This window comes from Jannaschia marina (assembly GCF_013404595.1).
GTDB lineage: Bacteria > Pseudomonadota > Alphaproteobacteria > Rhodobacterales > Rhodobacteraceae > Jannaschia > Jannaschia marina.
Map to the genome: position 1 here is coordinate 128,367 of NZ_JABVAX010000001.1, position 23,020 is coordinate 151,386.

Annotated in this window: 21 protein-coding genes; 11 read left to right on the forward strand and 10 right to left on the reverse strand. The window is 69.1% G+C overall.

What is annotated here, in order from left to right; all coding sequences use genetic code 11:
• Nucleotides 1-12: 12 nt before the first annotated feature.
• A complete protein-coding gene (locus tag HSX43_RS00675; protein WP_179378160.1) occupies nt 13-1,356 on the reverse strand; it encodes a hypothetical protein in 1,344 nt (447 codons plus the stop codon).
• A complete protein-coding gene (locus HSX43_RS00680; RefSeq protein ID WP_179378161.1) occupies nt 1,353-2,555 on the reverse strand; it encodes an FAD-dependent monooxygenase in 1,203 nt (400 codons plus the stop codon). The genes HSX43_RS00675 and HSX43_RS00680 overlap by 4 nt, the downstream gene beginning before the upstream one ends.
• 84 nt (nt 2,556-2,639) lie before the next feature.
• Between HSX43_RS00680 and HSX43_RS00685 the strand changes: the two genes are divergently transcribed.
• The gene (locus tag HSX43_RS00685; RefSeq protein ID WP_179378162.1) at nt 2,640-3,965 is read left to right on the forward strand and encodes an amidase; all 1,326 of its coding nucleotides are present in this window, start codon (nt 2,640-2,642) and stop codon (nt 3,963-3,965) included.
• Between the two features lie 117 nt (nt 3,966-4,082).
• On the opposite strand, the gene HSX43_RS00690 is transcribed toward HSX43_RS00685, so the two are convergent.
• Nucleotides 4,083-4,424 carry a hypothetical protein gene (locus HSX43_RS00690; RefSeq protein WP_179378163.1) on the reverse strand — a complete coding sequence of 114 codons (342 nt, stop codon included), beginning with the start codon at nt 4,422-4,424 and terminating at the stop codon, nt 4,083-4,085.
• A 243-nt stretch (nt 4,425-4,667) separates the two neighbouring features.
• The gene (gene typA, locus HSX43_RS00695) at nt 4,668-6,488 is read right to left on the reverse strand and encodes a translational GTPase TypA (RefSeq protein ID WP_179378164.1); all 1,821 of its coding nucleotides are present in this window, start codon (nt 6,486-6,488) and stop codon (nt 4,668-4,670) included.
• 135 nt (nt 6,489-6,623) lie between these two features.
• Between typA and HSX43_RS00700 the strand changes: the two genes are divergently transcribed.
• Nucleotides 6,624-7,916 (forward strand): cytochrome-c peroxidase, encoded by a 1,293-nt coding sequence (locus HSX43_RS00700; protein ID WP_179378165.1) that lies wholly within the window; start codon nt 6,624-6,626, stop codon nt 7,914-7,916.
• A gap of 75 nt (nt 7,917-7,991) precedes the next feature.
• Here the strand turns inward: HSX43_RS00700 and HSX43_RS00705 are convergent, their stop codons facing one another.
• Together HSX43_RS00705 and HSX43_RS00710 are read right to left on the reverse strand one after the other, a co-directional pair.
• The gene (locus tag HSX43_RS00705) at nt 7,992-9,455 is read right to left on the reverse strand and encodes a CRTAC1 family protein (RefSeq protein WP_179378166.1); all 1,464 of its coding nucleotides are present in this window, start codon (nt 9,453-9,455) and stop codon (nt 7,992-7,994) included.
• Nucleotides 9,452-10,696: an ROK family protein gene (locus HSX43_RS00710; protein ID WP_179378167.1), complete on the reverse strand. Its 1,245-nt coding sequence runs from the start codon at nt 10,694-10,696 to the stop codon at nt 9,452-9,454. The genes HSX43_RS00705 and HSX43_RS00710 overlap by 4 nt, the downstream gene beginning before the upstream one ends.
• 212 nt (nt 10,697-10,908) lie before the next feature.
• Here HSX43_RS00710 and xylF point away from each other — a divergent pair, with 212 nt between their 5' ends.
• The 5 genes from xylF to xylA all read left to right on the forward strand — a co-directional run bounded on the left by xylF (nt 10,909) and on the right by xylA (nt 16,820).
• Nucleotides 10,909-11,943, forward strand: a complete 1,035-nt coding sequence (gene xylF, locus HSX43_RS00715) for a D-xylose ABC transporter substrate-binding protein (RefSeq protein WP_179378168.1) — start codon at nt 10,909-10,911, stop codon at nt 11,941-11,943.
• A gap of 114 nt (nt 11,944-12,057) precedes the next feature.
• The gene (locus HSX43_RS00720) at nt 12,058-13,344 is read left to right on the forward strand and encodes a sugar ABC transporter permease (RefSeq protein WP_179378169.1); all 1,287 of its coding nucleotides are present in this window, start codon (nt 12,058-12,060) and stop codon (nt 13,342-13,344) included.
• Nucleotides 13,344-14,093 (forward strand): ATP-binding cassette domain-containing protein, encoded by a 750-nt coding sequence (locus HSX43_RS00725; RefSeq protein WP_179378170.1) that lies wholly within the window; start codon nt 13,344-13,346, stop codon nt 14,091-14,093. The genes HSX43_RS00720 and HSX43_RS00725 overlap by 1 nt, the downstream gene beginning before the upstream one ends.
• Nucleotides 14,093-15,526: a xylulokinase gene (xylB, locus tag HSX43_RS00730; protein ID WP_179378171.1), complete on the forward strand. Its 1,434-nt coding sequence runs from the start codon at nt 14,093-14,095 to the stop codon at nt 15,524-15,526. The genes HSX43_RS00725 and xylB overlap by 1 nt, the downstream gene beginning before the upstream one ends.
• Before the next feature lies 1 nt (nt 15,527).
• Complete coding sequence (gene xylA / locus HSX43_RS00735) at nt 15,528-16,820, forward strand: xylose isomerase (protein ID WP_179378172.1); 1,293 nt, start codon at nt 15,528-15,530, stop codon at nt 16,818-16,820.
• Here xylA and HSX43_RS00740 read toward each other — a convergent pair.
• The 3 genes from HSX43_RS00740 to HSX43_RS00750 all read right to left on the reverse strand — a co-directional run bounded on the left by HSX43_RS00740 (nt 16,811) and on the right by HSX43_RS00750 (nt 19,331).
• Nucleotides 16,811-17,446: a hypothetical protein gene (locus HSX43_RS00740; protein WP_179378173.1), complete on the reverse strand. Its 636-nt coding sequence runs from the start codon at nt 17,444-17,446 to the stop codon at nt 16,811-16,813. The genes xylA and HSX43_RS00740 overlap by 10 nt on opposite strands.
• 14 nt (nt 17,447-17,460) lie before the next feature.
• Entirely contained in the window at nt 17,461-18,084 is a 624-nt protein-coding gene (locus HSX43_RS00745; RefSeq protein ID WP_179378174.1) for a VPLPA-CTERM sorting domain-containing protein, read from the reverse strand.
• Between the two features lie 74 nt (nt 18,085-18,158).
• Nucleotides 18,159-19,331, reverse strand: a complete 1,173-nt coding sequence (locus HSX43_RS00750) for an NAD(P)/FAD-dependent oxidoreductase (RefSeq protein WP_179378175.1) — start codon at nt 19,329-19,331, stop codon at nt 18,159-18,161.
• A gap of 93 nt (nt 19,332-19,424) precedes the next feature.
• Here HSX43_RS00750 and yddG point away from each other — a divergent pair, with 93 nt between their 5' ends.
• Entirely contained in the window at nt 19,425-20,300 is an 876-nt protein-coding gene (yddG, locus tag HSX43_RS00755; protein ID WP_179378176.1) for an aromatic amino acid exporter YddG, read from the forward strand.
• Between the two features lie 36 nt (nt 20,301-20,336).
• On the opposite strand, the gene HSX43_RS00760 is transcribed toward yddG, so the two are convergent.
• Entirely contained in the window at nt 20,337-21,266 is a 930-nt protein-coding gene (locus tag HSX43_RS00760) for an ABC transporter ATP-binding protein (protein WP_179378177.1), read from the reverse strand.
• A gap of 170 nt (nt 21,267-21,436) precedes the next feature.
• Between HSX43_RS00760 and HSX43_RS00765 the strand changes: the two genes are divergently transcribed.
• Genes HSX43_RS00765 through trhA form a run of 3 tightly spaced genes read left to right on the forward strand, consistent with a single transcriptional unit; the run spans nt 21,437 to nt 23,010 of the window.
• Nucleotides 21,437-21,646, forward strand: a complete 210-nt coding sequence (locus HSX43_RS00765; protein WP_179378178.1) for a zinc-finger domain-containing protein — start codon at nt 21,437-21,439, stop codon at nt 21,644-21,646.
• Nucleotides 21,562-22,284, forward strand: a complete 723-nt coding sequence (locus HSX43_RS00770; RefSeq protein WP_328794898.1) for a TIGR02117 family protein — start codon at nt 21,562-21,564, stop codon at nt 22,282-22,284. The genes HSX43_RS00765 and HSX43_RS00770 overlap by 85 nt, the downstream gene beginning before the upstream one ends.
• 57 nt (nt 22,285-22,341) lie before the next feature.
• A complete protein-coding gene (gene trhA / locus HSX43_RS00775; protein WP_179378180.1) occupies nt 22,342-23,010 on the forward strand; it encodes a PAQR family membrane homeostasis protein TrhA in 669 nt (222 codons plus the stop codon).
• Nucleotides 23,011-23,020 lie beyond the last annotated feature (10 nt).

The window sequence follows — 23,020 nt, forward strand, 5'->3', positions numbered from 1 at the left end:
CGCGACCCTAGATCAGGTTTTGCCCGAGAACCACCCGGCCTTGCGCAGAACCGCGGCCATCTCCGGCGAGGCGACGGTGACGCCGTGGACGAGCTCCGGCGTCGGGGCGTAGGGCACGGCCGTGGTGGAGACGAGCGGGGCCGACCAGCCGGATTTGACCGGGTCCAGCCCCGCGCGCCGGCAGGCCGCATCGACGCTCGCCCGCCCGCAGAAGGCCGTCCCGCGCATCACGTCCCAAGGGTAGGGCAGTTCGGCCCAGACCGCCGTATCGGGGTGCAGCGCGCCGCCGGTGGCCCGGTGCCAATAGGCGACGTCCGCCGCCATCAGCCGCAGCACCTTGCCCGGCAGTATGTGGTCGAGGAGCGCGTCCATTCCCATGGCCTGCTGCGTGGCGATCCATCCGGTGCGGGCGCTGTTCCACGCCTGCGCGGCGATGTTCCAGCTGCTCGAGTCGTTGCCGCGCTTCACGATCATCGTGTCGAGGTCGATATCGCTGCGCTGCCAGATCTCCCAGAGGTCGTCGGCCACGTCCCGCAGGATCATCGTCCAGGCCCCGATGAGCCGTCCCTTCTCGCCCTCGTCAAGATGCGCCAGCACGCGTGGCTCGGGCAGGACGCGGGCGAGGAGGGGCCAGTTCGTCGCCCGTTCCAGAAGCGCCGCGCAAAGGTCGTCGAAGGGCCGGTCCTGTGCGGTGTTGGTGAAGGCGCTGCGCCGGCGTTTGCGGGCGGCGTAGTAGGCCACGAAGGCCGCCGACCAGATGTCGCGTTCCATGTCGGCAGGTGTCACGTCGGCCAGAAGGCCGGCCTTGCCGGTGACGCGGTAGGACAGGAAGCGCAATTCCTTGCGGTAGCGGATGAGCTTGGCCCGCATCCGGGCCAGCAGGCGGAATCGCTTGTTGAAGGCATGATTGCCGAGGCCGCTCGTCGCCGCGCGCGCGGCGCGGTCGGGCCGGTCGTATTTGAAGGACGCGGCCCCCGGTGCCACGCCGAGCCGCTCCGACAGGAAGGTGAGGAAGGCGGTGATCTCGGCCGGTGCGGCGTGCGGGTAGATCCGCGCGCGAGGGTCGTTGCTCATGGCGATGTCCTCGGCCCAGAGCGCCTGCGCGGTTCGGACCTGGCGGGCCATGTCCACCGGCTCGAACCAGCCCTCGGGCATGGAGGAGCGACGCGGTCGCCGCGACCTGCGGGCCAGCATCGCGGAGATGCGCCGGTCGGCGGCGATCTCGGGCGCGGCGGCGATGATCTGCGCGACGGTTTCAGGCATGTCGCGCGACAGAAGCGTCGCGTGGAGCGCGCCGGGAACCGCCGACGGCGCGATGTCGGCACGGGGTTCCCCGATCGTCCGACGCCAGATCACGCGCGCATCAGCCGTGGCAGGTCGCCGGTGATCCCCGCGGCCTCGGCGATGAACTTGCGGCGCAGGGCGGGCATGGCGGAGATCGCGCCCATGCCGAGATCCCGACCGAGGCGCAGGAGCGGATTGTCGTTCGAGAAGAGCCGGTTCACCGCGTCGGTGGCGACGCCCATGACCGAGGTGTCGAACCGCCGCCACCGCTGGTAGCGGGCCAGGACGTCGGGCGCGCCGATGTCCTCCCCGCGCGCGCGGGCGGCACCGAGCACGTCCGCGAGGGCGGCCACGTCCTTCACGCCGAGGTTAAGGCCCTGTCCCGCGATCGGGTGGATGCCATGGGCGGCATCCCCCACGAGCGCGACGCGGTCTGCCACGAAGGCGTTGGCGAGCGTCAGGTTGAGCGGATAGCTGTGCCGCGCCCCGGCGAGGCGGATCGCGCCGAGGAAGTCTCCGAAGCGTGGGCGCAGGATGTCGAGGTAGGCCGCGTCGGACAGGGCGTCGAGATTGGCGGCCGTGGCGGCGTCCTCCGTCCAGACGATGCTGGAGCGGTTGCCCCGGAGCGGCAGGATCGCCAGCGGACCGGCCGGCATGAAGAACTGGTGGGCAACGCCCTCGTGCGGCCGCTCGTGTTCGACCGCGCAGACGAGCGCTGTCTGGCCGTAGTCGCGCCCCGAGCGGGAGATGCCGGCCCGCTCCGCCACGCCGCTCTTCCGTCCGTCGGCCCCGAGGAGGAGGCGCGCTCGGAGCGTCTCGCCGGCGTCGACCTCCACGCCGCGCGCGGTGACGTGCTGCGCTGTGACGGTGGTACCGAAGCGCATCTCGATGCGCTCGCTTGCCTCGCAGGCGGCCAGCAGGGCGGGGCGCAGGTGCCGGTCCTCGATCATCTGGCCCATGAAGGGTTCCCCGATCTCGGCGGCCTCGAACGACAGGTGCAATGGCGACGCACCCTCGCCGGCGCGGCCGTCGCTGGCGCGGATGCCGGTCATCGGCTGTGCCCGCTCGGCAAGCTCGTCCCAGAGCCCGAGCGCGCGCAGGAGGCGGACCGACCCGAGCGCCATCGCATAGGCGCGGCCGTCGAAGTTGCCGTCGAATGTGGCGCGGGGCTGCGCGTCGATCACGGTGGAGCGGAGGCCGGTCTCGGCCAGGGCGAGTGCCGTGAGCGGGCCGCTCAGGCCCCCGCCGACGATGAGGACGTCTGTGGTCATGCGCCAGATATGCGCGCGCCGCCGCCATTGTCCAACCCGCAGACCGTCTCTAGCGTGACGCGCGACACTATGCCGGAGGCGGAGATGCAGGAGTGGTTGTGGGCGAGTGCGGCGGACCTCGGGCGGGGCATTGCGCGGGGCGAGATCGACCCGGAGGCGCTCTGCGAGACGTATCTTGCCGCGATCGCCGAGCGTGACCCGGATCGCCAGATCTACGCCCGTCTGACCGAGGACCGTGCCCGCGTCGAAGCCGCCGCGGCGGCGGATCGGGCGCGCGCCGGGTTGCGGCGCGGACCGCTCGACGGGGTGCCGGTCAGCTGGAAAGACCTCTTCGACAGCGCGGGCGTGGCGACGGAGGCGGGCTCGGCGCTCCTGAAGGGGCGGATACCGGCGGAGGATGCGGCCGTGCTGGCGAACGCGACCCACGGGGGCGCGGTCTGCCTGGGCAAGACGCATATGAGCGAGCTGGCCTTCTCGGGCCTCGGCCTCAACCCGGTGACGGCCACGCCGCCGAACCGGCACGACGCGGCGCTGGTACCGGGCGGGTCGTCCTCGGGGGCGGCGGCCTCGGTGGCTTTGGGGCTGGCCCCGCTCGCCATCGGGTCGGACACCGGCGGTTCGGTGCGCAACCCCTCGGCCTGGAATGACCTCGTGGGCCTCAAGACGACGCTCGGCCGGGTCGACGCGACCGGGACGGTGCCGCTCGTTGAGACGATGGACACGATCGGGCCGCTTGCGCGCAGCGTCGAGGACGCGGCCCTTGCGCTCGCGCTCCTCGAAGGCGGCCGACCCGCCGATCTCGCGGGGGCGACACTTCGGGGCAAGCGCCTCCTCGTGCTCGCCGACTACGCCGACACCAGCCGCGACGCGCCCCGCGCGGCTTTCAAACATGCGGTCGACCGGTTCGAAGATGCGGGTGCCATCGTGACGCGCGCCACCGTCGCCGCCGTGCAGGAGGCGATGGACCTGACCCCGCTTCTCTTCGCGCCTGAGGGTTATGCAATCTGGCGGGAGGTGATCGAGGCGAACCCGCAGCTGATGTTCGACCGCATCCTCGAACGCTTCCGGCAGGGGCGCGACACGTCCGCCGCCGATGTCCTCGACGCGCACCGCAAGCGGCGGGCGGCGGAGGCTGCCTACCTGCGCGCGACGGCGGGCTACGACGCGGTGATCCTGCCGACCGCGGCGATCCTGCCGCCGGACCGCGCGCGGCTGATGACGGATGAGGCGTACTACGTCGAGGAGAACCTGATGGCGCTCCGCAACACCCGTGTCGGCAACGTCCTCGGCCTCTGCGGCCTGACCTTGCCGACAGGCGTGCCGATGTGCGGCGTCATGGCGCTCTGCCCGCCGATGCAGGAGGAGAGGTTGTTGCGGCTTGGGGCGGCGATGGAGGTGGTGCTGGGGTGAGGGCGGGCCCCGCACGAAGCGGACTGTCCGATCCGCCGGGATGCCGACGCAGCCGGGTCTGTTGCACTCGCATGGAATGGAAGCGAAGCCCCGGGCCCGGGCCGGGGGCGGCGCAAGTCATCTCACTCGCGTATCTGCGAGCAGGCGCGTGCGGTAGAAGATCACGATGTTGCGGATCTGGAAGTCGTCGTAGCGGTCGCTGTTGTTCGAGTCCTTCCAGCCCGGCGCGCTGATCTCCAGCGTGTTCGCGCCGTTCTTCACCACGTTCGCGGGCACGATCAGGCTCTGGTGCAGCCAGAAGTTCACCTCGCCGTCCGACCCCTTGGAGCGCATGAAATGGCGCTGGATCTCGCCGACGCGGGTGTTGTTGATCTCCACCGCCGGGTTCTCGTTGGCCACGGTCAGATGCTTGACCTCGAAATGCAGGATGCAGGGCTCCGTCGTCTGGATGTCGTGCATCCGGAAGGAGACATGGCGCTCCTCGCGGTTGTTGCGCGGGGCACCGTCGCCGATGAGCAGCGGGTCCTAACGGATGATCTGGAAGTCCTGAACGAAAGAGGCCATGGGAAATCTCCTTGGGATGAAAATGAATTGGGCCACGCCGGAGTGTCCGACATGGCCCTAGCTTTCATCCTTTGGCCCCTTCGGGACAGTCAGGATTTCCCTACTCGTTGAAAGGGCAGGGTTTTCCGTACTTGCGATTCAGCCCGCCGCGCGGGCCTGCCGCTTGCGCTCGTGCGGGTCGAGGTAACGCTTGCGCAGGCGAATGGAGTTCGGCGTGACCTCCACCAGCTCGTCGTTGTCGATGTAGGCGATGGCTTCCTCGAGCGACATGCGCACCGGCGTCGTCAGGCGCACGGCCTCGTCGGTGCCACTCGCCCGCACGTTCGTCAGTTTCTTGCCCTTCAGAGGGTTCACTTCCAGGTCGTTGTCGCGGCTGTGCTCGCCGATGATCATGCCCTGGTAGACTTGCTCCTGCGCGCCGATGAAGAACTTGCCGCGATCCTCCAGGTTGAAGATCGCATAGGCGACGGAAACACCGTCCTCCATGGAGATCAGCACGCCCGCACGCCGCCCCGGAATCGCGCCCTTGTAGGGGGCCCACTCGTGGAACACGCGGTTCATCACGCCGGTCCCGCGCGTGTCGGTGAGGAATTCGCCGTGATAGCCGATCAGGCCGCGCGAGGGCACATGCGCGATGATCCGGGTCTTGCCCGCGCCCGACTGCTTCATCTCCACCAGTTCGCCCTTGCGGGTGCCGGTGATCTTCTCGATGACCGCGCCGGAGTATTCGTCGTCGACGTCGATGGTGACTTCCTCGACCGGCTCGTGCCGCTCCCCATCGATCTCCTGGAAGAGCACCTGCGGACGCGAGATGCTGAGCTCGAATCCCTCGCGGCGCATGTTCTCGATCAGCACGCCCATCTGCAATTCGCCCCGGCCGGCGACCTCGAAGGCCTCACCGCCCGGCGTGTCGCTGATCTTGATGGCGACGTTGGTTTCGGCCTCTTTCATCAGGCGGTCGCGGATGACCCGGCTCTGCACCTTCTTGCCGTCGCGGCCCGCAAGCGGGCTGTCGTTGATACCGAAGGTCACGGTGATGGTCGGCGGGTCGATGGGCTGCGCGGGCAGGGGCACGTCGATCGACGTATCGGCCAGCGTGTCGGCCACGGTCGCCTTCGACATGCCGGCGATGGAGACGATGTCGCCGGCCTCGGCTACATCGATCGGCTGCTGCTGCAAGCCCCGGAAGGCGAGGATCTTGGTGCAGCGGAACTGCTCGATCCGGTCGCCCTCGCGGCTGAGCGCGTGGATCGTCTGCCCGGCCTTCAACGTGCCCGACTCGACCCGGCCCGTCAGAAGCCGGCCGATGAACGGATCGGCCCCGAGCGTGGTGGCCAGCATGCGGAACGGCTTGTCGCGGTCCTCTACCTGCTTCGGAGCGGGAACGTGCTCCACGATCAGGTCGAAGAGCGCCGACAGATCCTCGCGCGGCCCGTCGAGCTCCATATCGGCCCAGCCGCTGCGGCCGCTTGCGTACATCGCGGGGAAGTCGAGCTGATCGTCGTCGGCCCCGAGGTTGGCGAAGAGGTCGAAGCACTCGTCGAGCGCCCGGTCCGGCTCCGCGTCGGGCTTGTCCACCTTGTTGAGCACCACGATCGGCCGCAGCCCGAGCGCGAGCGCCTTCGAGGTCACGAACTTCGTTTGCGGCATCGGCCCCTCGGCGGCGTCCACCAGCAGGACGACCCCGTCCACCATCGACAGGATGCGCTCCACCTCGCCGCCGAAATCGGCGTGGCCGGGCGTATCGACGATGTTGATGCGGGTGCCCTTCCACTCGACCGAGGTCGCCTTGGCGAGGATGGTGATCCCCCGCTCCCGCTCCAGGTCGTTCGAATCCATCGCGCGCTCGGTCGTCGCCTGGTTTTCGCGGAAGGTGCCGGATTGCTTGAGGAGTTCGTCCACGAGCGTCGTCTTGCCGTGGTCGACGTGTGCGATGATCGCAATATTGCGAAGGTCCATGGGGTGCCTCGGAAACAGGGGGTTGGCGGCGCGTTACCGTCAAACCGGGCGAAAGGCCAGCATTTCCGCCGCGCTGCGGCTATCGCCGTCGTCTCGGCGTTGCCGTGGCATGGCGGGCATGGTTCTATTCGCGGCATGATGCGTGTTCTTGCCCTTTGTGTCCTCGTCTCGCCCGCCGCGGCGATGGAGTTTCCCGCCCCCGTGACCGACGGCGACTACCGCGTCACCGACCCGGCCAAGGTCGCCCTCGGGCGGCTCCTCTTCTGGGATCCGATCCTCTCGGGCAATCGCAACATCTCCTGCGGGACATGCCATCACCCGCGGTTCGGCACCGGCGACGGCTTGTCGCTGGGCCTTGGCGAGGGGGGTGCCGGCCTCGGGCCGGAGCGTGCGGTCGACCCGGAGAACCCGCCGGAAGACCGCATTCCCCGCAATGCCCCCGCGCTCTGGAATCTCGGGGCGCATGAATTCACCGTCATGTTCCATGACGGCCGCATCGAGGAAACGGAGGCGGGCCTGCGCACGCCCATGGGCCCCGAGATGGTCGAGGGGTTCGACACGCTCCTCTCGGCGCAGACGATGTTCCCCGTTCTCTCCGCCGACGAGATGGCCGGGCACTACTCCGAGAACGAGATCGCGCAGGCCGTGCGGCAGGGCTTCATCACCGGCCCCGACGGCGCGTGGGAAAAGCTGTCGGCCCGCGTCCGCGCGATACCCGAATACGTGGAGATGTGGGAGGCGGCCTTTCCCGGCGACGACACGCTCGACTTCACCGACATCTCCGACGCCATTGCCCAGTTCGTCGAACACGAATGGCGCAGCGACACCTCCCCCTTCGACGCCTGGCTGCGCGGCGAAGGGGAGCTGCCGCCCCGCGCGCTCGAAGGGTTGGAGCTCTTCTATGGCGCGCTCGACTGCGCGTCCTGCCATTCCGGCCCGTTCCAGACCGATCACGGCTTCCACGTCACCGGCCAGCCGCAGCTCGGCCCGGGCAAGGCCGCCGCCTTCGAGCGCCACACCCGCGACGACGGCCGCTTCCGCGTGACCGGGGCGGAGGCCGACCGTTACGCCTTCCGCACGCCTTCCCTGCGCAACGTCACCGAGACCGGCCCCTGGGGGCACGCCGGAGCCTACGCCAACCTGCGCCAATTCCTCGCGGCCCACGCCGCTCCCCGCGCAGCGCTGCGCGACTATGCCCGCGACGTGGCGCTTCCGGATTTCGACGCCGAAGACTGGACCGTCATGGACGACCCGGCGCAGGTGCAGGACATCGCCGCCCGCATCTCCGGCCCCGACAGGGGGCTGACCGAGGAGGAGATCACCGCGCTCATGGCCTTTCTGGAGACCCTGCGCGATGCCGAGGCCTTGTCAGGCCGGCTCGGCACGCCGCGCTCCGTTCCCTCGGGCCTCCCGGTCGATCTGGAGTGACCTGGAGTATTTGAAGCAGGAAGAAGCCCGCACATCTTCCTGCCGAAAATACTCGATCACGGGGTCGCGGCCCGCCTAGCGGCTCAAGGTGACGCGCCCCGGCAGGACCCTGACCCACGGGCCGCGCTCCCCGTCGGGCCATGTCACCCGCGCCTCCGCCTCGGTCGCCGTCCCGATGCCGAAGTGCAGCGGCAGGACCGAGCCGCCCGCGTGGCCGCCGCCGAGCGTCACCTCCTGCACCTGCACGCCCGCGGGCGTGCGCAGTTCAACCCAGGCCCCGACGCCCGCGGCATTGCCGCCCGGTTGTTGCAGGCTGATCTCGCTCGTGCGCCCCGTCTCCGACACGTTGCGCCAGATCTCGAGCGGGGCGCGGCGGTTCACCACCGCGAGGTCGAGCCGTCCGTCGGCGTCGAGGTCGGCCAACACCGCGCCGCGTCCGCGGTGGGTCGACGCCACCCCCGCCGCCTCTGCCACCTCCCGGAAGCGCCCGCCCTCGTTGAGGAGGAGGTTGTTGGGATCGGCCATCGCCATGCCCGGCATCTGGTCGACGTTGCCCTTGGCGATGAAGAGGTCGGCGTCCCCGTCGTTGTCCACATCTGCGAAGGCCGCGTGCCACCCGGTCGAGGGCCGGCCGTCGCCGCCGGTATGGGGCCGCTGCGCGAAGCTGCCGATGTCAAAGGGGGCCATCTCGTGCCCCGTCGCCGTCGAGAGCATCGTGAGCTGATCCCCCATCGAGGTCAGCACGAGATCGGGCCGCGCATCGCCCGTGATATCGCGCGAGGCGATCCCCATGCCCCAGATCGACGGCCCCTCGAAGCCGTCCTCGGGGCCCAGAAACCGGTCCTCGCGAAGCGCGTACATCTGCTCCGCCCCGCCGCGCAGATAGTAGTGCCGGTCATTCGACAGGCGCAGCGTCGCCGCCCCGTCCCGGTCCTCGTCGGAGAAGAGGATCGAGAGCGCGCAGAAGCCGGGGCTCAGCACCGTCGCCGCCCAGCCGTCGCCCTCGGGGCGCACCAGGAGGTTGTCGTCGCAGGCCCCGAACGGCCCCTCGGGATCGTCGCGGTCGACGTAGTTGCCGAAGGCGAGCGTCGGCCGCGCGTCGCCCGCCTCCCAGGTCGCGGAGAAGGCCGTCGTCCAGGCGTCGCCCCCGTCCGGCAGGCCACCGAAGTCGTGCGGGGCGAAACCGCAGGCCCCGTCGCCCCGGAGAAAGACGTTCGTCCCCGCGCGCAAGAGGGCGAGGTCGTCGGCCCCGTCCGCGTCGAGGTCGAGGGCATAGACGCCGGTGACGCCCGTGATCTCGGGGAAGGGCGCACGCGCGAATTGCATCTCGCCCTCGTTCAGCAGCAGGACCGTCGGCCCCGCGCCCCCTGCCGCCACGAGCGACGGCAACCCGTTGCCCCGACAGTCGACCGCCGCGATGCCGCCGCCCACGAAGTGTTCCCAGCCGCCGGCATAGACATGCTCGGGCACCGCGACCGGTTCGAACACCGGGTCGGCACAGGCGGGCGCGGCCAGAAGCAGGGCCGGCAGCCACCTCATGCCAGGAGCCGCGGCGTCAGATCCGAGAGCGCCAGCGCCGCAGCCCCGCGCGCCCAGACCAGATCGTCCCAGGCGTTCACCTCGATCGGGGGTGGGCGGTTCAGCGTGAGGCTCGGCACCTCGGCCAGCATCTCCTCGGCATAGAGGTAGTCATAGCGCATCCGGCTGCCCGAGAGGATGATCCGGCGCGGGTCGAAGATATTCGCCACGTTCGCCAGCCCGACCGCCAGATAGCGGGCCGCGCGCTCGAAGATCGCCTTCGCGGCCTCGTTGCCGTCCTTCGCCTGATCGTAGAGCGCTTCGAGCACCTTGCCGCGCGGGGGCAGGGCCCCATCGAGCGCGATCGGAGCCTCGCGGACGAGGGCGAAATCGGCGACGTAGGCTTCGAGGCACCCCCTTTGACCGCAGCGGCAGAGCGCACCGTCGAGTTGCACCTTCGTGTGCCCGAGTTCCATGCCGTAGCCGTGCCCGCCCCGGTAGGGCGCATGGTCGACGACGAGGCCGAGACCCACCCCGTATTCGATGGTGACGACGGCGAAATCCGACAGGCTCCGCCCGCGCCCGAACCACAGTTCCGCCATGGTCAGCAGGTTCGCGTCGTTGTCGACCGAAACCGGCAGGCCCATGCGGGCCGAGACGGCGGCGGCCAGGTCGACGTCGCGATCGCTGACGATCGGCGACCAGCGGAGGCGCCCGGTCGCATGGTCGATCATGCCCGGCATCCCGAGCCCGATGCCCAGGATCGGTGGCGTGCCGGGCCCGGCCGCTTCGGTCAGACGCGCGAAGAGCGCCTCCACCTCGTCGAGAAGACTCTCGACGCTGCGCACGTCGTCGCGACGGGGCAGCGTGGCCGAGGCGACCGGATGGCCCGCCAGATCGACGAGGAGGGCGGAATGCTCGTGATCCGACAACTTCAGCCCCGCGACGAGACCGCGGCCCGGGTTGACGCCCAGCGTGACGGGAGGACGGCCCCGGCCATGATGCTGCGACTCGTCGGGTACCTCGTAGAGTAGGTCCTGCGCCAGCAGGTCCGAAACGAGCGGCGTGACCGATCCGGGCGAGACCTCGAGGTCTTTCGCGAGTACCGCGCGGCTGATGTGTCCGGCGGAGCGGACCTGTTCGTAGATTTGCTGCCGCAGCGGCTGTGCGCCGGACTGCCGGGCGCCACGCAGGGGGCCGCAGCCCGGCGCATCGCCGGTGCCGAGCTCGGTGCGGGGGCGACCGGACGTGTCAAGCCCCATTAGTTCGGCTTTGCAACTAAAAATCCTCCCAATGCCGCGAAACGCGGCACCCGAAAGGTCTACCCGCCCATCGGGCTGCGGTCGAGTGAACGATCTTTGTCCGCATCCGTCAAATTAATTTTGACAATCGAATAAAAACTTGGTTCGGTACGGCATCCGGCTCGGCCACCCGTCAAAGGTGTGCCCGACCCGCGATGTAACGGGAGGAAAACATGAAGAACCTTTTGACGGCGGCCGTTGCCGCTTCGATGACCTTCGCGGCCGGTGTCGCGCTGGCCGACGGCCATTCGCCCACCGTGGGCGTGAGCTGGTCCAACTTCCAGGAAGAGCGCTGGAAGACCGACGAGGCGGCCATCGTCGCCGCTCTCGAAGCGGCCGGGGCCACCTACGTCTCGGCCGACGCGCAGTCGTCCGCCTCCAAGCAGCTTTCGGACGTCGAGAGCCTGATCGCACAGGGCGTCGACGCGCTCATCATCCTCGCGCAGGACAGCCAGGCCATCGGCCCCGCCGTCACCGCCGCCCAGAACGAGGGCATTCCGGTGGTCGGCTATGACCGCCTGATCGAGGATCCCTATGCCTTCTACCTGACCTTCGACAACGTCGAGGTCGGCCGGATGCAGGCCCGCGCCGTGCTCGCCGCACAGCCCACGGGCAACTACGTGATGATCAAGGGCTCGCCCACCGATCCGAACGCCGACTTCCTGCGCGGCGGCCAGCAGGAGATCCTGCAGGACGCCATCGATGCCGGCGACATCACCATCGTAGGCGAGGCCTATACCGACGGCTGGCTGCCGGCGAACGCGCAGCGCAACATGGAGCAGATCCTGACGGCGCAGGACAATGCGGTCGACGCAGTGGTTGCCTCGAACGACGGAACCGCAGGCGGCGTGGTCGCCGCGCTGACGGCGCAGGGCCTCGACGGCATCCCGGTCTCGGGCCAGGACGGCGACCATGCCGCGCTGAACCGCGTCGCCATGGGCACGCAGACCGTCTCGGTCTGGAAGGACGCCCGTGACCTCGGCACCGCCGCGGCCGAGATCGCCGTGGCGCTGGCCGGTGGCACCGCCGCCGCCGACGTCGAGAACGCCCAGGCCTGGACCTCGCCCGGTGGCACCGATATGACCGCCATCTTCCTCGAGCCGGTGCCGGTGACCGCCGACAACCTCACCACGGTGACGGATGCCGGCTGGATCGAGGTCGACGCGCTCTGCCAGGGTGTCGAGAACGGCCCCGCGCCCTGCAACTGATCTGACACTGGGCCCGTCCCACGCGGGGCGGGCCCATCCGGACCCAGGGTTTTCGCTGAAAACCCTGTCCAAAGTCTTCAGCGAAGACTTTGCCCCGCTCTACCGGAGATCCCCATGACCGACACAGCCACGTCCCCCGCCTCGCCCCGCTCGGGCTGGAAGGCGCTGGACCTCGACACCCGCCTCCTGGGCATGATCGGGGCCTTTATCGTGATCGCCGTCGCCTTCGACATCGCTTCGGGCGGGCGCTTCATCACCCCGCGCAACCTCTTCAACCTGACGATCCAGACGGCCTCCGTCGCCATCATGGCGACCGGCATGGTCTTCATCATCGTCACCCGCCATATCGACCTCTCGGTCGGATCGGTCCTCGCCACCTGTTCCGCGGTCATGGCGATGACGCAGACCGCGCTGATGCCCGACCTCCTCGGCCTCAACCATCCCGCGACGGCCTGGGTCGCCATCGCCTTCGGCATCCTCGCCGGCGCGGCCATCGGGGCCTTCCACGGCTACCTCGTGGGGTATCTCGCCATTCCGGCCTTCATCGTGACGCTCGGCGGCCTGCTCGTCTGGCGCAACGTGGCCTGGTACCTGACCAATGGCCAGACGATTGGCCCGCTCGACCGCACGTTCCAGAAGTTCGGCGGCATCAACGGCACCCTCGGCGTCACCGGCAGCTGGATCCTCGGCGCGATCGCCGTCGCCGTGGCGATCTGGGCGCTTCTGGCGGCACGGCGCAACAAGATCGCGCATGAATTCCCCGTGAAACCGATGTGGGCCGAGGCCACCGTCATGGCGATCGTCGCGGGCGGCATCCTGGGCTTCGTCGCGCTCCTGAACGCCTACGAGGTGCCCTCGCGCGTCCTTGCCCGCCGCTTCGACGCTGCCGGCCTCGAAATGCCCGAGGGCTATACCGAGGGCTACGGCGTACCGATCTCCATCGTCCTGCTGATCGCGGTGGCCATCGTGATGACGGTCATCGCGAAACGCACCCGCTTCGGGCGCTACATTTTCGCCACGGGCGGCAACCCCGACGCGGCGGAGCTGTCGGGCATCGACACGCGGATGCTCACGGTCAAGATCTTCGCCCTGATGGGCGTACTCTGCGCGATCTCCGCGGTTGTGGCCTCGGCCCGCCTGACGAACCACTCGAACGACATCGGCGTCCTCGACGAACTCCGCGTCATCGCCGCCGCCGTCATCGGGGGCACCGCGCTCAAGGGCGGGATCGGCACGATCCACGGGGCGATCATCGGCGCGCTCATCATGCAGTCGCTGCAGTCGGGCATGGCCATGGTCGGCGTCGACGCGCCACTCCAGAACATCGTGGTGGGCTCCGTCCTCGTCCTCGCCGTCTGGATCGACATCATCTACCGCAAGCGCACGGGGGCCCGGGACTGATGACCACGCCACTTGTCGAACTTCAGAACATCTCGATCAGCTTCGGCGGTATCCGGGCCGTCGACGACGTCAGCCTCGATCTGCACGCGGGCGAGGTCGTCGGCCTGCTTGGCCACAACGGCGCGGGCAAGTCGACGCTCATCAAGATCCTCTCGGGGGCTTATCAGCGCGACGCGGGCACGATCCGCATCGACGGGCAGAAGGCCGACATCAAGTCTCCGGCCGACGCCCGCCGCTACAACATCGAGACGATCTACCAGACGCTCGCGCTGGCCGACAATCTGCCGGCCCCGGCGAACCTCTTCCTCGGGCGCGAGCTGACCAACGCCTTCGGCCTCGTCGACGATGCCAGGATGGAGGCCGAGACGCGCAAGATCATGGCGCGCCTCAACCCCAACTTCCGCAAGATCACCGAGCCGGTCAGCGCGCTCTCGGGCGGGCAGCGACAGTCGGTCGCCATCGCCCGCGCCGTCTACTTCAACGCCCGCATCCTCATCATGGACGAGCCCACGGCGGCGCTTGGCGTGCACGAGACCAAGATGGTCGCCGATCTCATCCAGGAGCTGAAGGCGCAGGGTCTGGGCATCTTCCTCATCTCCCACGACACGCGCGAGATGATGGAGCTCTGCGACCGGGTCTCGGTGATGAAGAACGGCAAGATGGTCGGCACCGAGCGCGTCGAGGACGTGACCGAGGACGACATCCTCAGCATGATCATCCTCGGCAAGAACCCGAAGGCCGCGGCCTGATGTTCATCGGCCTCGACCTCGGGACGTCGTCGCTCAAGGCCATTCTGATCGACGCAAGCGACCGGGTGCTGGCCGAGCACAGCGTCGCGCTAACCGTCGAGCGACCGCAAGACGGCTGGTCGGAGCAGTCGCCCGAAAGCTGGTGCGACGCGGCGCGCGAGGCGCTGCGCGCGCTGGCGGGCAAACGCGACTGCAGCGGCCTGCAGGGCATCGGCCTCGCCGGGCACATGCACGGCGCGACCCTCGTGGGCGCGGACGACCGGGCGCTGCGGCCCTGCCTTCTCTGGAATGACACGCGCGCCCACGCCGAAGCAGCCGAGATGGACGCCGCCCCGGCCTTTCGCCGCATCACCGGCAATATCGTCTTTCCCGGCTTCACCGCGCCCAAGGCCGAATGGGTGCGCCGGAACGAGGCGGAGGTCTTCGAACGAACGAAGAAGATCCTGCTGCCGAAGGACTACCTGCGCCTCTACCTGACGGGCGAACATGCCTCCGATATGTCCGATGCCGCCGGGACGAGCTGGCTCGACACCGGGGCGCGCGACTGGTCGGAGGAGCTGCTCGCCGCCTGCCACCTGACACGGGATCACATGCCGCGGCTCGTCGAAGGGTCCGGGGCCTCGGGCACCATGCGCGCGGGGCTCGCGGCCGAGGTGGGCCTGCCGCAGGTGCCCGTCGCCGGCGGCGCGGGCGACAACGCCGCCGCCGCCATCGGCACCGGCTGCGTCAAGGACGGCGCGGCGTTCCTGTCGCTCGGTACCTCCGGGGTGCTGTTCGCCGCCAACGCCGGCTATCGCCCCGACCCCGATACGGCCGTCCACGCCTTCTGCCATGCCGTGCCGGACACCTGGCACCAGATGGGCGTGATCCTCGCCGCGACCGATGCGCTCAACTGGCTGTCGCGGCTCACGGGGCAATCCGCGAGCGCGCTCACCGCCGACCTCGGGCCGCTCGCCGCGCCGGGCAAGCCGCTCTTCCTGCCGTACCTCGGCGGCGAAAGGACGCCGCACAACGATGCCGCGATCCGGGGGCAGTTCCTCGGTCTCGACCATGCCACCGACGCGCAGGCGGCGACCCGCGCCGTGCTGGAAGGCGTGGCCTATGCCTTCGCCGACAGCCGCGATGCGCTGGCGGCGACGGGCACCACGATCTCGCGCGCGCTTGCGCTCGGGGGCGGGGCCCGGTCCGAACATTGGCTCTCGGTGCTGGCGACGACCCTGGGCTTCCCGCTCGACGTGCCGGCGCAGGGCGAATTCGGCGCGGCGCTCGGGGCCGCGCGTCTCGGCCGGATGGCCGCCACGGGGGAGGGGGCCGAGATCGCCACGCCGCCCGCCGTTGCCCGGAGCATCGACCCCGATCCGGCCCTCGCCGACGCTTTCGCGGAGGGCCATTCCCGCTACCGCCGCGCCTACCAACTCCTCAAGGATTTCTGAGATGACCGACTTTTTTGCCGGGATCGACCCGGTCACATTCGACCCGAACGCGGCCGACGACCTCTCCTACCGCCACTACGACGCAGACGAGTTGGTGATGGGCAAGCGGATGGAGGATCACCTCCGCTTCGCCGTCGCCTGGTGGCACAGCTTCGCCTGGCCTGGCGGCGACCCCTTCGGCGGGCAGACGTTCGAGCGCCCGTGGTTCGGAGAGACGATGGAGCTGGCCAAGCTGAAGGCCGATGCCGCCTTCGAGATGTTCGCCCTGCTGGGTCAGCCCTACTACTGCTTCCATGACGCCGACATCCGGCCCGAGGGCGCGGACTTCGCCGAGAACACCGCGCGCCTCGACGAGATCACCGACTACATGGGCCAGAAGATGGAAGCGGGCGGCCCGAAGCTCCTCTGGGGCACGGCCAACCTCTTCTCGCACCGCCGCTACATGGCCGGGGCCGCGACGAACCCCGACCCCGACGTCTTTGCCTTTGCCGCCGCGACGGTGAAGACCTGCATCGACGCGACGAAGAAGCTCGGGGGCGAGAACTACGTCCTCTGGGGCGGGCGCGAGGGCTACGAGACGCTTCTCAACACCGACCTCGCGAAGGAGCGGGAGCAGGCGGGCCGCTTCCTCTGCATGGTGGTCGACTACGCCAGGAAGATCGGCTTCGACGGCACCATCCTGATCGAGCCCAAGCCGCAGGAGCCCACGAAGCACCAATACGACTACGACGTCGCCACGGTCTACGGCTTCCTCAAGGACTTCGGCCTCGAGGGCGAGGTGAAGATGAACCTCGAACAGGGCCACGCCATCCTCGCCGGCCACAGCTTCGAACACGAGCTGGCCATGGCGCGCGCCTTGGGCATCTTCGGCTCCATCGACATGAACCGGAACGACTACCAGTCCGGCTGGGACACCGACCAGTTCCCCGACAACGTGCCCGAGGTGGCCCGCGCCTACTACGAGATCCTGCAGGCGGGCGGCTTCACCACCGGCGGCACCAACTTCGACGCCAAGCTGCGGCGGCAGTCGCTCGACCCGGTCGACCTGATCGCCGCCCATGTCGGCGCGATGGACGTCTGCGCCCGGGGCCTGAAGGCCGCGGCCGCGATGATCGAAGGGGGAGAGCTGGAGGCGGCGCGCGCCAAGCGATACGCCGGCTGGGACGCGAAGGCGGACCTGCTGACGTCCGATCTCGGAGCCATCGCGGCCCGTGTCGAGAAGGAAGGGATCAACCCGCGCCCGGCCTCCGGCCGTCAGGAGCGGCTGGAGAACATCCTCAACCGCTACGTCTGAGACGGCGCGGCCTTCGCGCCGGCCTTGCGCCGCGCGAAGGCGAGCCCGCCGAGTGCCCCAAGCAGCAAGAGCCCCGGAGCCGGCAGCGGCACGACCGCCGTCGTGCCGTTGACGGTGACGCGGGCGCTGAACAGGCGGAAGGTATCGGTGCGCCCGGTCCCCGGCTCCTGGAAGGTGAATTCAAGGCTGAGGTTGTTCAAGGCCGCCTGAAACGCGTCCGATCCCGGCAGCAGCGTGATCGTCTGCGGCGAGGCCGCATCGCTCAGGAGGGCGAAGGTGCTGAAGCCGAAGCCCGCGCCCGTGCCGAAGACCTCCACGAACCAGTTCTCGGAGATGTTCGCGTTCGGGCCCGCGCGGTCGAAGGTGAGTTCGAGCTCGATGCTGTCGATCGTCGCCGTCGGGTCGAGCCCGGTCAGGTCGATCGAGTCGCGAAAGTCGGTCACCCCGCCGGCGGTGTTGCGGACGAGGACGAAATTCCCCCGCAGACGCCCGCCCTGATCGGGCGCGACCTGACCGGCCCCGCGCCCGTAGTCGTGCGTATACGTCCCGAGCACCGCCGCCTCGGCGGCCACGCCGACCCCGAGGCAGAGGGCCAGTGCCCCGGCGATACGTGTGATCCAAACCATGCCCCCGGTCCCCTTCAGGTCACATGCGTCGCGCGTCGCCGCATGAGGCCGAGACCCAAAAGCCCCGTCAGCAACAGAACAACCGGTGCCGGCAGCGGCACGACAGCGGCCGTCCCGTTCACGGTGAGCGTCACGTCGGCGAGCCGGAAGGTGTTGCCCAGGGCAAGACCCGTCTGGTCGAAGGAGAAGTCGATCCCGAGGCCCGCCACTGCATCGGCGAAGAACGTGCCGCTTCCGGTGCCCGTGTCGATGGTCCCGGTCCAGGGCGACTGCGAATCGACGAGCGTGGCAAAGAGATCCTCGGTCGTGCCCGAGCCGTCGGCGTCGGAGGCCGATGCCGTCACGATCCAGTTCTCGAGGATCCCGAAGAGGGCGGGCCCCGCGCCCGAGAAGGTGAAGGTGAGATCGAAGCTGTCGATCACCGACCCGGCGAGGCCCGAGAAGTCGAAGCTGTCGGCGAAGGTCACGCCGTCGTCGGCGATGAGCACGCCGTTCGCGTTCTGGCTGCGCCCCTGCGCATCGCCATTGCCGCCGGTGCGGTAGTCGAGCGTGTAGGTGCCGATGACGGCCGCCGCGGACGGCAAGGCACCGAAGGCGCAGACGATCGCAACCGCGAGAGAGAGGACGAGCTGTTTCATGGAGCCCGGTTTGCCGGTCGATTCGGACCAAATCTAGGCAAATGCGAGGTATTGTTCTGTGACATGGCGGTGGGTCAGATGACCGCCGCCTCCGCGAAGGCGCGCCCGTCGGCGATCCGGTCCGGCGAAAAGGGCGTGAGGTCGAGCGTCCGGTAACGGCCGTGGACCAGAAGCTCGGCCATGCCGCGGCCCATCGCGGGGGCCTGTTGCAGGCCGTGGCCGGAAAAGCCGTTGAGCGTATAGAACCCCGGTAGCTCCCGATGCGCGCCCACCACCGCGTTCCGGTCGAGTGTGTTCAGGTCGTAATGCCCCACCCAGGACCGCCGCACCCGGATCTCCTCGAAGGCGGGGATGCGGGAGGCGAGCGCGGGCCAGACCTTCTCCTCCCAGATCGACCAGTCGCCGCCGAAGTCGGCCGGGTCGACCGCCGGATCGTCGTCGGGCGTGGCCCCGGCCATGTAGAGCGCACCGTCCTGCCGGACATGGACGCCCGAGGGGTCGATCGTCAGCGGGAGCGGACGGTCGAGCGGCCGCGCCGCCTCGAAGACCCAAGTGTAGCGCTTGCGGGGCTCCACCGGCAGGTCGAGCCCCGCCATCCGCGCCACCGACGCGCCCCGCGTGCCGGCCACGTTGACGACCGCATCCGCCGCGAGCCGGTCCCCTGACGCCAGTGTCACGCCCCGCGCCCGTCCGCCCCCCGTGTCTATCCCCGTGACGGTCTCGGCCAGATAGGTCACGCCCCGTTCCCGCGCGCATCTGCGCCACCATTCGAACATCGTGGTGCCGTCGAAGTAGCCCTCGTCCTGCCCGTGCGAACCGAGGAGGATGTCGTCGAGGGCATAGAAGGGGAAGGCGTCGGCCAGCGCGTCGCGCTCGAGAAGCCGTGTCCGCGCCCCCGCCGCCACCTGCACGGCCTGCGCCCGGCGCAGCGCCTCGGCCCGCGCGGGCGTATCGGCGAGGTAGAGATAGCCGAAGGTGTCGAACTGGATCGGCGGCACCCTCGCGTCCCCCATCAGCGCCCCGAACGACCGTATGCATTCGACCCCGAACTGGCTGACCGCGATGTTGAGCGGGTTGGAGAATTGCTGACGGATGCAGCTGTTGGAAAAGGCGGTGGCGCATTCGGCGTAGGTCGGATCGCGTTCGACCACGGTGATCTTGCCCGGCGGATGCCCCAGCTCCGTCAGCCACCACGCGAGGCTCGACCCCATGATGGCCCCGCCCACGATCACGATCCGCTGCGCCATGGTCCCTCCGTCGCCTACGTCCGACGCTACAGGCTCGCGCCCGCCGATCAAGCGGTGCTTGCATGGTGTCGCCGCAGCGGTCATCGCTCTGCCATGGGCCAGACCACCGCCACCCTCGCCGGCTTCGGCGCGATTGTTCTCTGGGCGCTGCTCGCGCTTTTCACGACGTTCTCCGGCGACGTGCCGCCGTTGCAGCTTCTGGCGATGTGTTTCGCCATCGGCGGGGCGCTCGGCGGTCTCGCTGGTCTGCGCAGGCGCGGCTGGCGGGCCTGGCGGCAACCCTTGCGCGTCTGGGCGCTGGGGGTGGGCGGGCTCTTCGGTTATCATCTGCTCTACGTTCTGGCCCTGCGTAACGCGCCCGCCGTGCAAGCGAGTCTCATCGCCTATCTCTGGCCGCTTCTCATCGTGCTCTTCTCCGCGCTCGGCGCGGGCCTGCGCCCGCATCACCTCATCGGCGCGCTCCTCGGGCTTGCGGGGGCCGCGCTCATCGTGACGGGCGGGCAGGGCGTGAGCCTGTCGTCGGAGTACGCGACCGGCTACGCGATCGCCCTCGTCGCGGCGTTCTTCTGGTCGAGCTATTCCGTCCTGTCGCGGCGCTTCGCCTCGGTGCCGACGGACGCGGTGACGGGGTTCTGCCTCGCGACGGCGCTCCTGTCGGCACTGGCGCATCTCGGGCTCGAAGAGACGGTGCGCCCCGCCGGCATCGAATGGCTCGCCATCCTCGGGCTGGGCCTCGGGCCGGTCGGCCTCGCCTTCTTCCTCTGGGACATCGGCGTGAAGCGGGGCGACCTGCCCGTCCTCGGCGCGGCCAGCTACGCGGCCCCGCTTCTCTCGACACTCGTGCTGATCGCGGCCGGGCAGGCGGAGCTGACGTGGGTCGTGGCCGTGGCCTGCCTGCTCATCACCGCGGGTGCGGCGCTGGCCGCGAAGGACATGATCTGGCCCGGGAAGACAACGTACAAAACGTAAAAACCGGCCTCGGAGTTTTGTACAAAACGTTCAAATTCACGCCCGATGGGTCAGCGAGACGAAGACGTCCTCCAGATCCGCTTCCTCCGTCCGCACGTCGCGGATCGAGATCCCCTGCCCATGGACGAACCCGAGCAGATCCTCCGCCGACACGGTGTTGCGAGCATAGCTGAACGCAAGTGACCCGTCCGTCCGCCGGTCGAGTTCGATACCCTCGGGCAGGTCGATCTCGCCCACCTCGGCCTCGGGCGTGATGACCATGGTCTTCGCATCCAACCTGTTGAGAAGATTGGACGTCTTGTCGCGGATGATGAGGTCGCCCTCAGCGATGATGGCAATCTCGTCGCACATCTCCTGCGCCTCCTCGAGGTAATGCGTCGTCAGGATGATCGTCATCCCGCGTTCCTCGTTGAGCCGCCGCACATTGCGCCAGAGCATCTGCCGCAGCTCGATGTCGACGCCCGCCGTCGGCTCGTCGAGGACGAGCACCTGCGGATGATGCACCAGCGCCTTCGCCAGCAGAAGCCGCCGCCGCATCCCGCCCGAGAGCGTGCGCGCATAGGCATCGGCCTTGTCGGAAAGTCCCACGAGATCAAGAATTTCTGCCGTCTTTCGCTGCGCCTTCGGCACGCCGTAGAGCCCGGCCTGCACGTCGAGCGCGCCCGCGGGCGTGAAGAAGGGATCGAGGTTCAGCTCCTGCGGCATGACGCCGATCGCGGCGCGGGCCTGGCGCGGGTTCTGATCCTGGTCGAACCCCCAGATCCGAACCTTGCCCGCCGTCTTGCGCACGAGGCCCGCCATGATGTTGATCGTCGTGGATTTTCCGGCTCCGTTCGGCCCGAGCAACCCGAAGATGCTGCCGGTAGGGATCGTCAGGTCGAGACCCTTCAGCGCCTCTTTCGGCGGGGTCTTCCCGTCGCCGCCATAGATCTTTCGCAGGCCCTCGATCTCGATGGCGTTGGTCATGGCGGCTCCTCCCGACGTCGGCGTTCCGACGGAGGTAGAAGGACCGACCCCGTCTGGCAACATCCCTTTGACGCAAGGCGCTTGTGCGTTCCTGCCCTCCCTTGCGGGGCCGGGGGGCGATGCGCCATAAGGCCCGCAAGAGACGCCAGCGACAGCCCCGAGGCCCAGCCATGACCACCGGAACCCCGCGCTATCCCAGCCGCCAGACCGACCTGCCGCCCCCCGAGACGGAGACGGTCACCACCACGCGCGTTGCCTGCGACGGCAGCGGCCCGGCGCTCGGTCACCCGCGCGTGTGGCTGTCGATCGACCCCAAGATCGGGTTCGTCGACTGCGGCTATTGCGACAAGCGTTTCATCCTCGAAGGCGACGGCCACTGAGACGCCTTCTCCGCTGGGTTTCGCTCCTCCTCTCCCTGCCCGTCGTCTGGTATCTGGCCGGGCTCGCCGGTGCGGCCCTGCCCTCGCGCGGGACGCCGGCGGGCGATGACGTGGCGATCCACCTCGTCGGGACGGCGATCCACTACGATTTCGTCCTGCCCGCGACGCCCGAGACGCGGGCGGCCTTTGCGTTTGCCGGCGGCGTCGGCGTGCCCGTCGGGGCCGCCGAGGCGCGGTGGATCCTCGTGGGCTGGGGCGCGCGGGACTTCTACACGGCGACGGGCACCTACGCCGACATGGAAGCCGGGCCGATCTGGCGGGCAGTTACCGGCGATGATTCCGTCTTGCGGATCGATGTCCTGGGCGACGTCGATCTTTCCGGCACGCCGGTCCTGCGGCTGAGCACGGCGCAATATGCACGGCTGCTGGCCGCGATCCGGGCCTCGACCGACGGCACGGCGCTGGCACATCCCGGTTTCACGGCGAGCGATGCCTTCTTCGAGGGGGCGGGCCGGTTCGACCTCTGGCGCACCTGCAACGTCTGGGTGGGCGAGATGTTGCAGGCGGCGGGTCTGCGTTTCGGACGGTGGACGCCGACGCCGCAATCCATCCGACTCGCCCTCCGGCTCCATGGTTGACCGCTGCACGCAGGGTTGTGAGATGATTGTTAAGAATTTCCTGCTAACGTCCTGTCCATGACCGATGATCGCTCCCCTTTCGCGACCTGCCGGCCCTATGATCGGGCCGAGCGACTGAGCGATGCGATCGTGCATATCACGGGTCTCGTCCTCGCGCTTGCGGCGGTGCCAGTGCTCATCACGCTGACGGCGGTCCTGCGCGGCACGGCGGCGGAGATCGCGGCCGTCTCGATCTACGGTGCGACGCTCATCCTGATGCTTTCGGCGTCGCTGGCCTACAACCACATGCCGAAGCCCGAATGGCAGGACTGGCTGCGTCGGTTCGACCTCTCGGCGATCTACCTCAAGATAGCCGGCACGGTGACGCCCTTCGCCCTGCTGACGGGGACGGGAAATACCTTCCTCGCCGCGATGTGGACGGCGGCCGTCGTGGCGACGGCGACGACCTTCCTGCGCCGCCGCCGGTCGACGGCGCTCTCGATCGGGATCGGGCTCTCGATGGGCTGGGCCGTTCTGATTGGCGGCGGCGAGGTGCTGGCGATGACCTCCTGGCCGGTCTTCGCGCTGATGCTCGCGGGCGGGCTCCTCTACTCGGCGGGGACGCCCTTCCTGATGTGGGAGAAGCTGCGGTTTCACAATGCCATCTGGCATGGCTTCGTCGTCGCCGCCTCGGTCGTCTATTTCGTCGCGGTGACCTGGCACATGGTCGGCACCCGGATGGTCTGAGCGCGCTGCG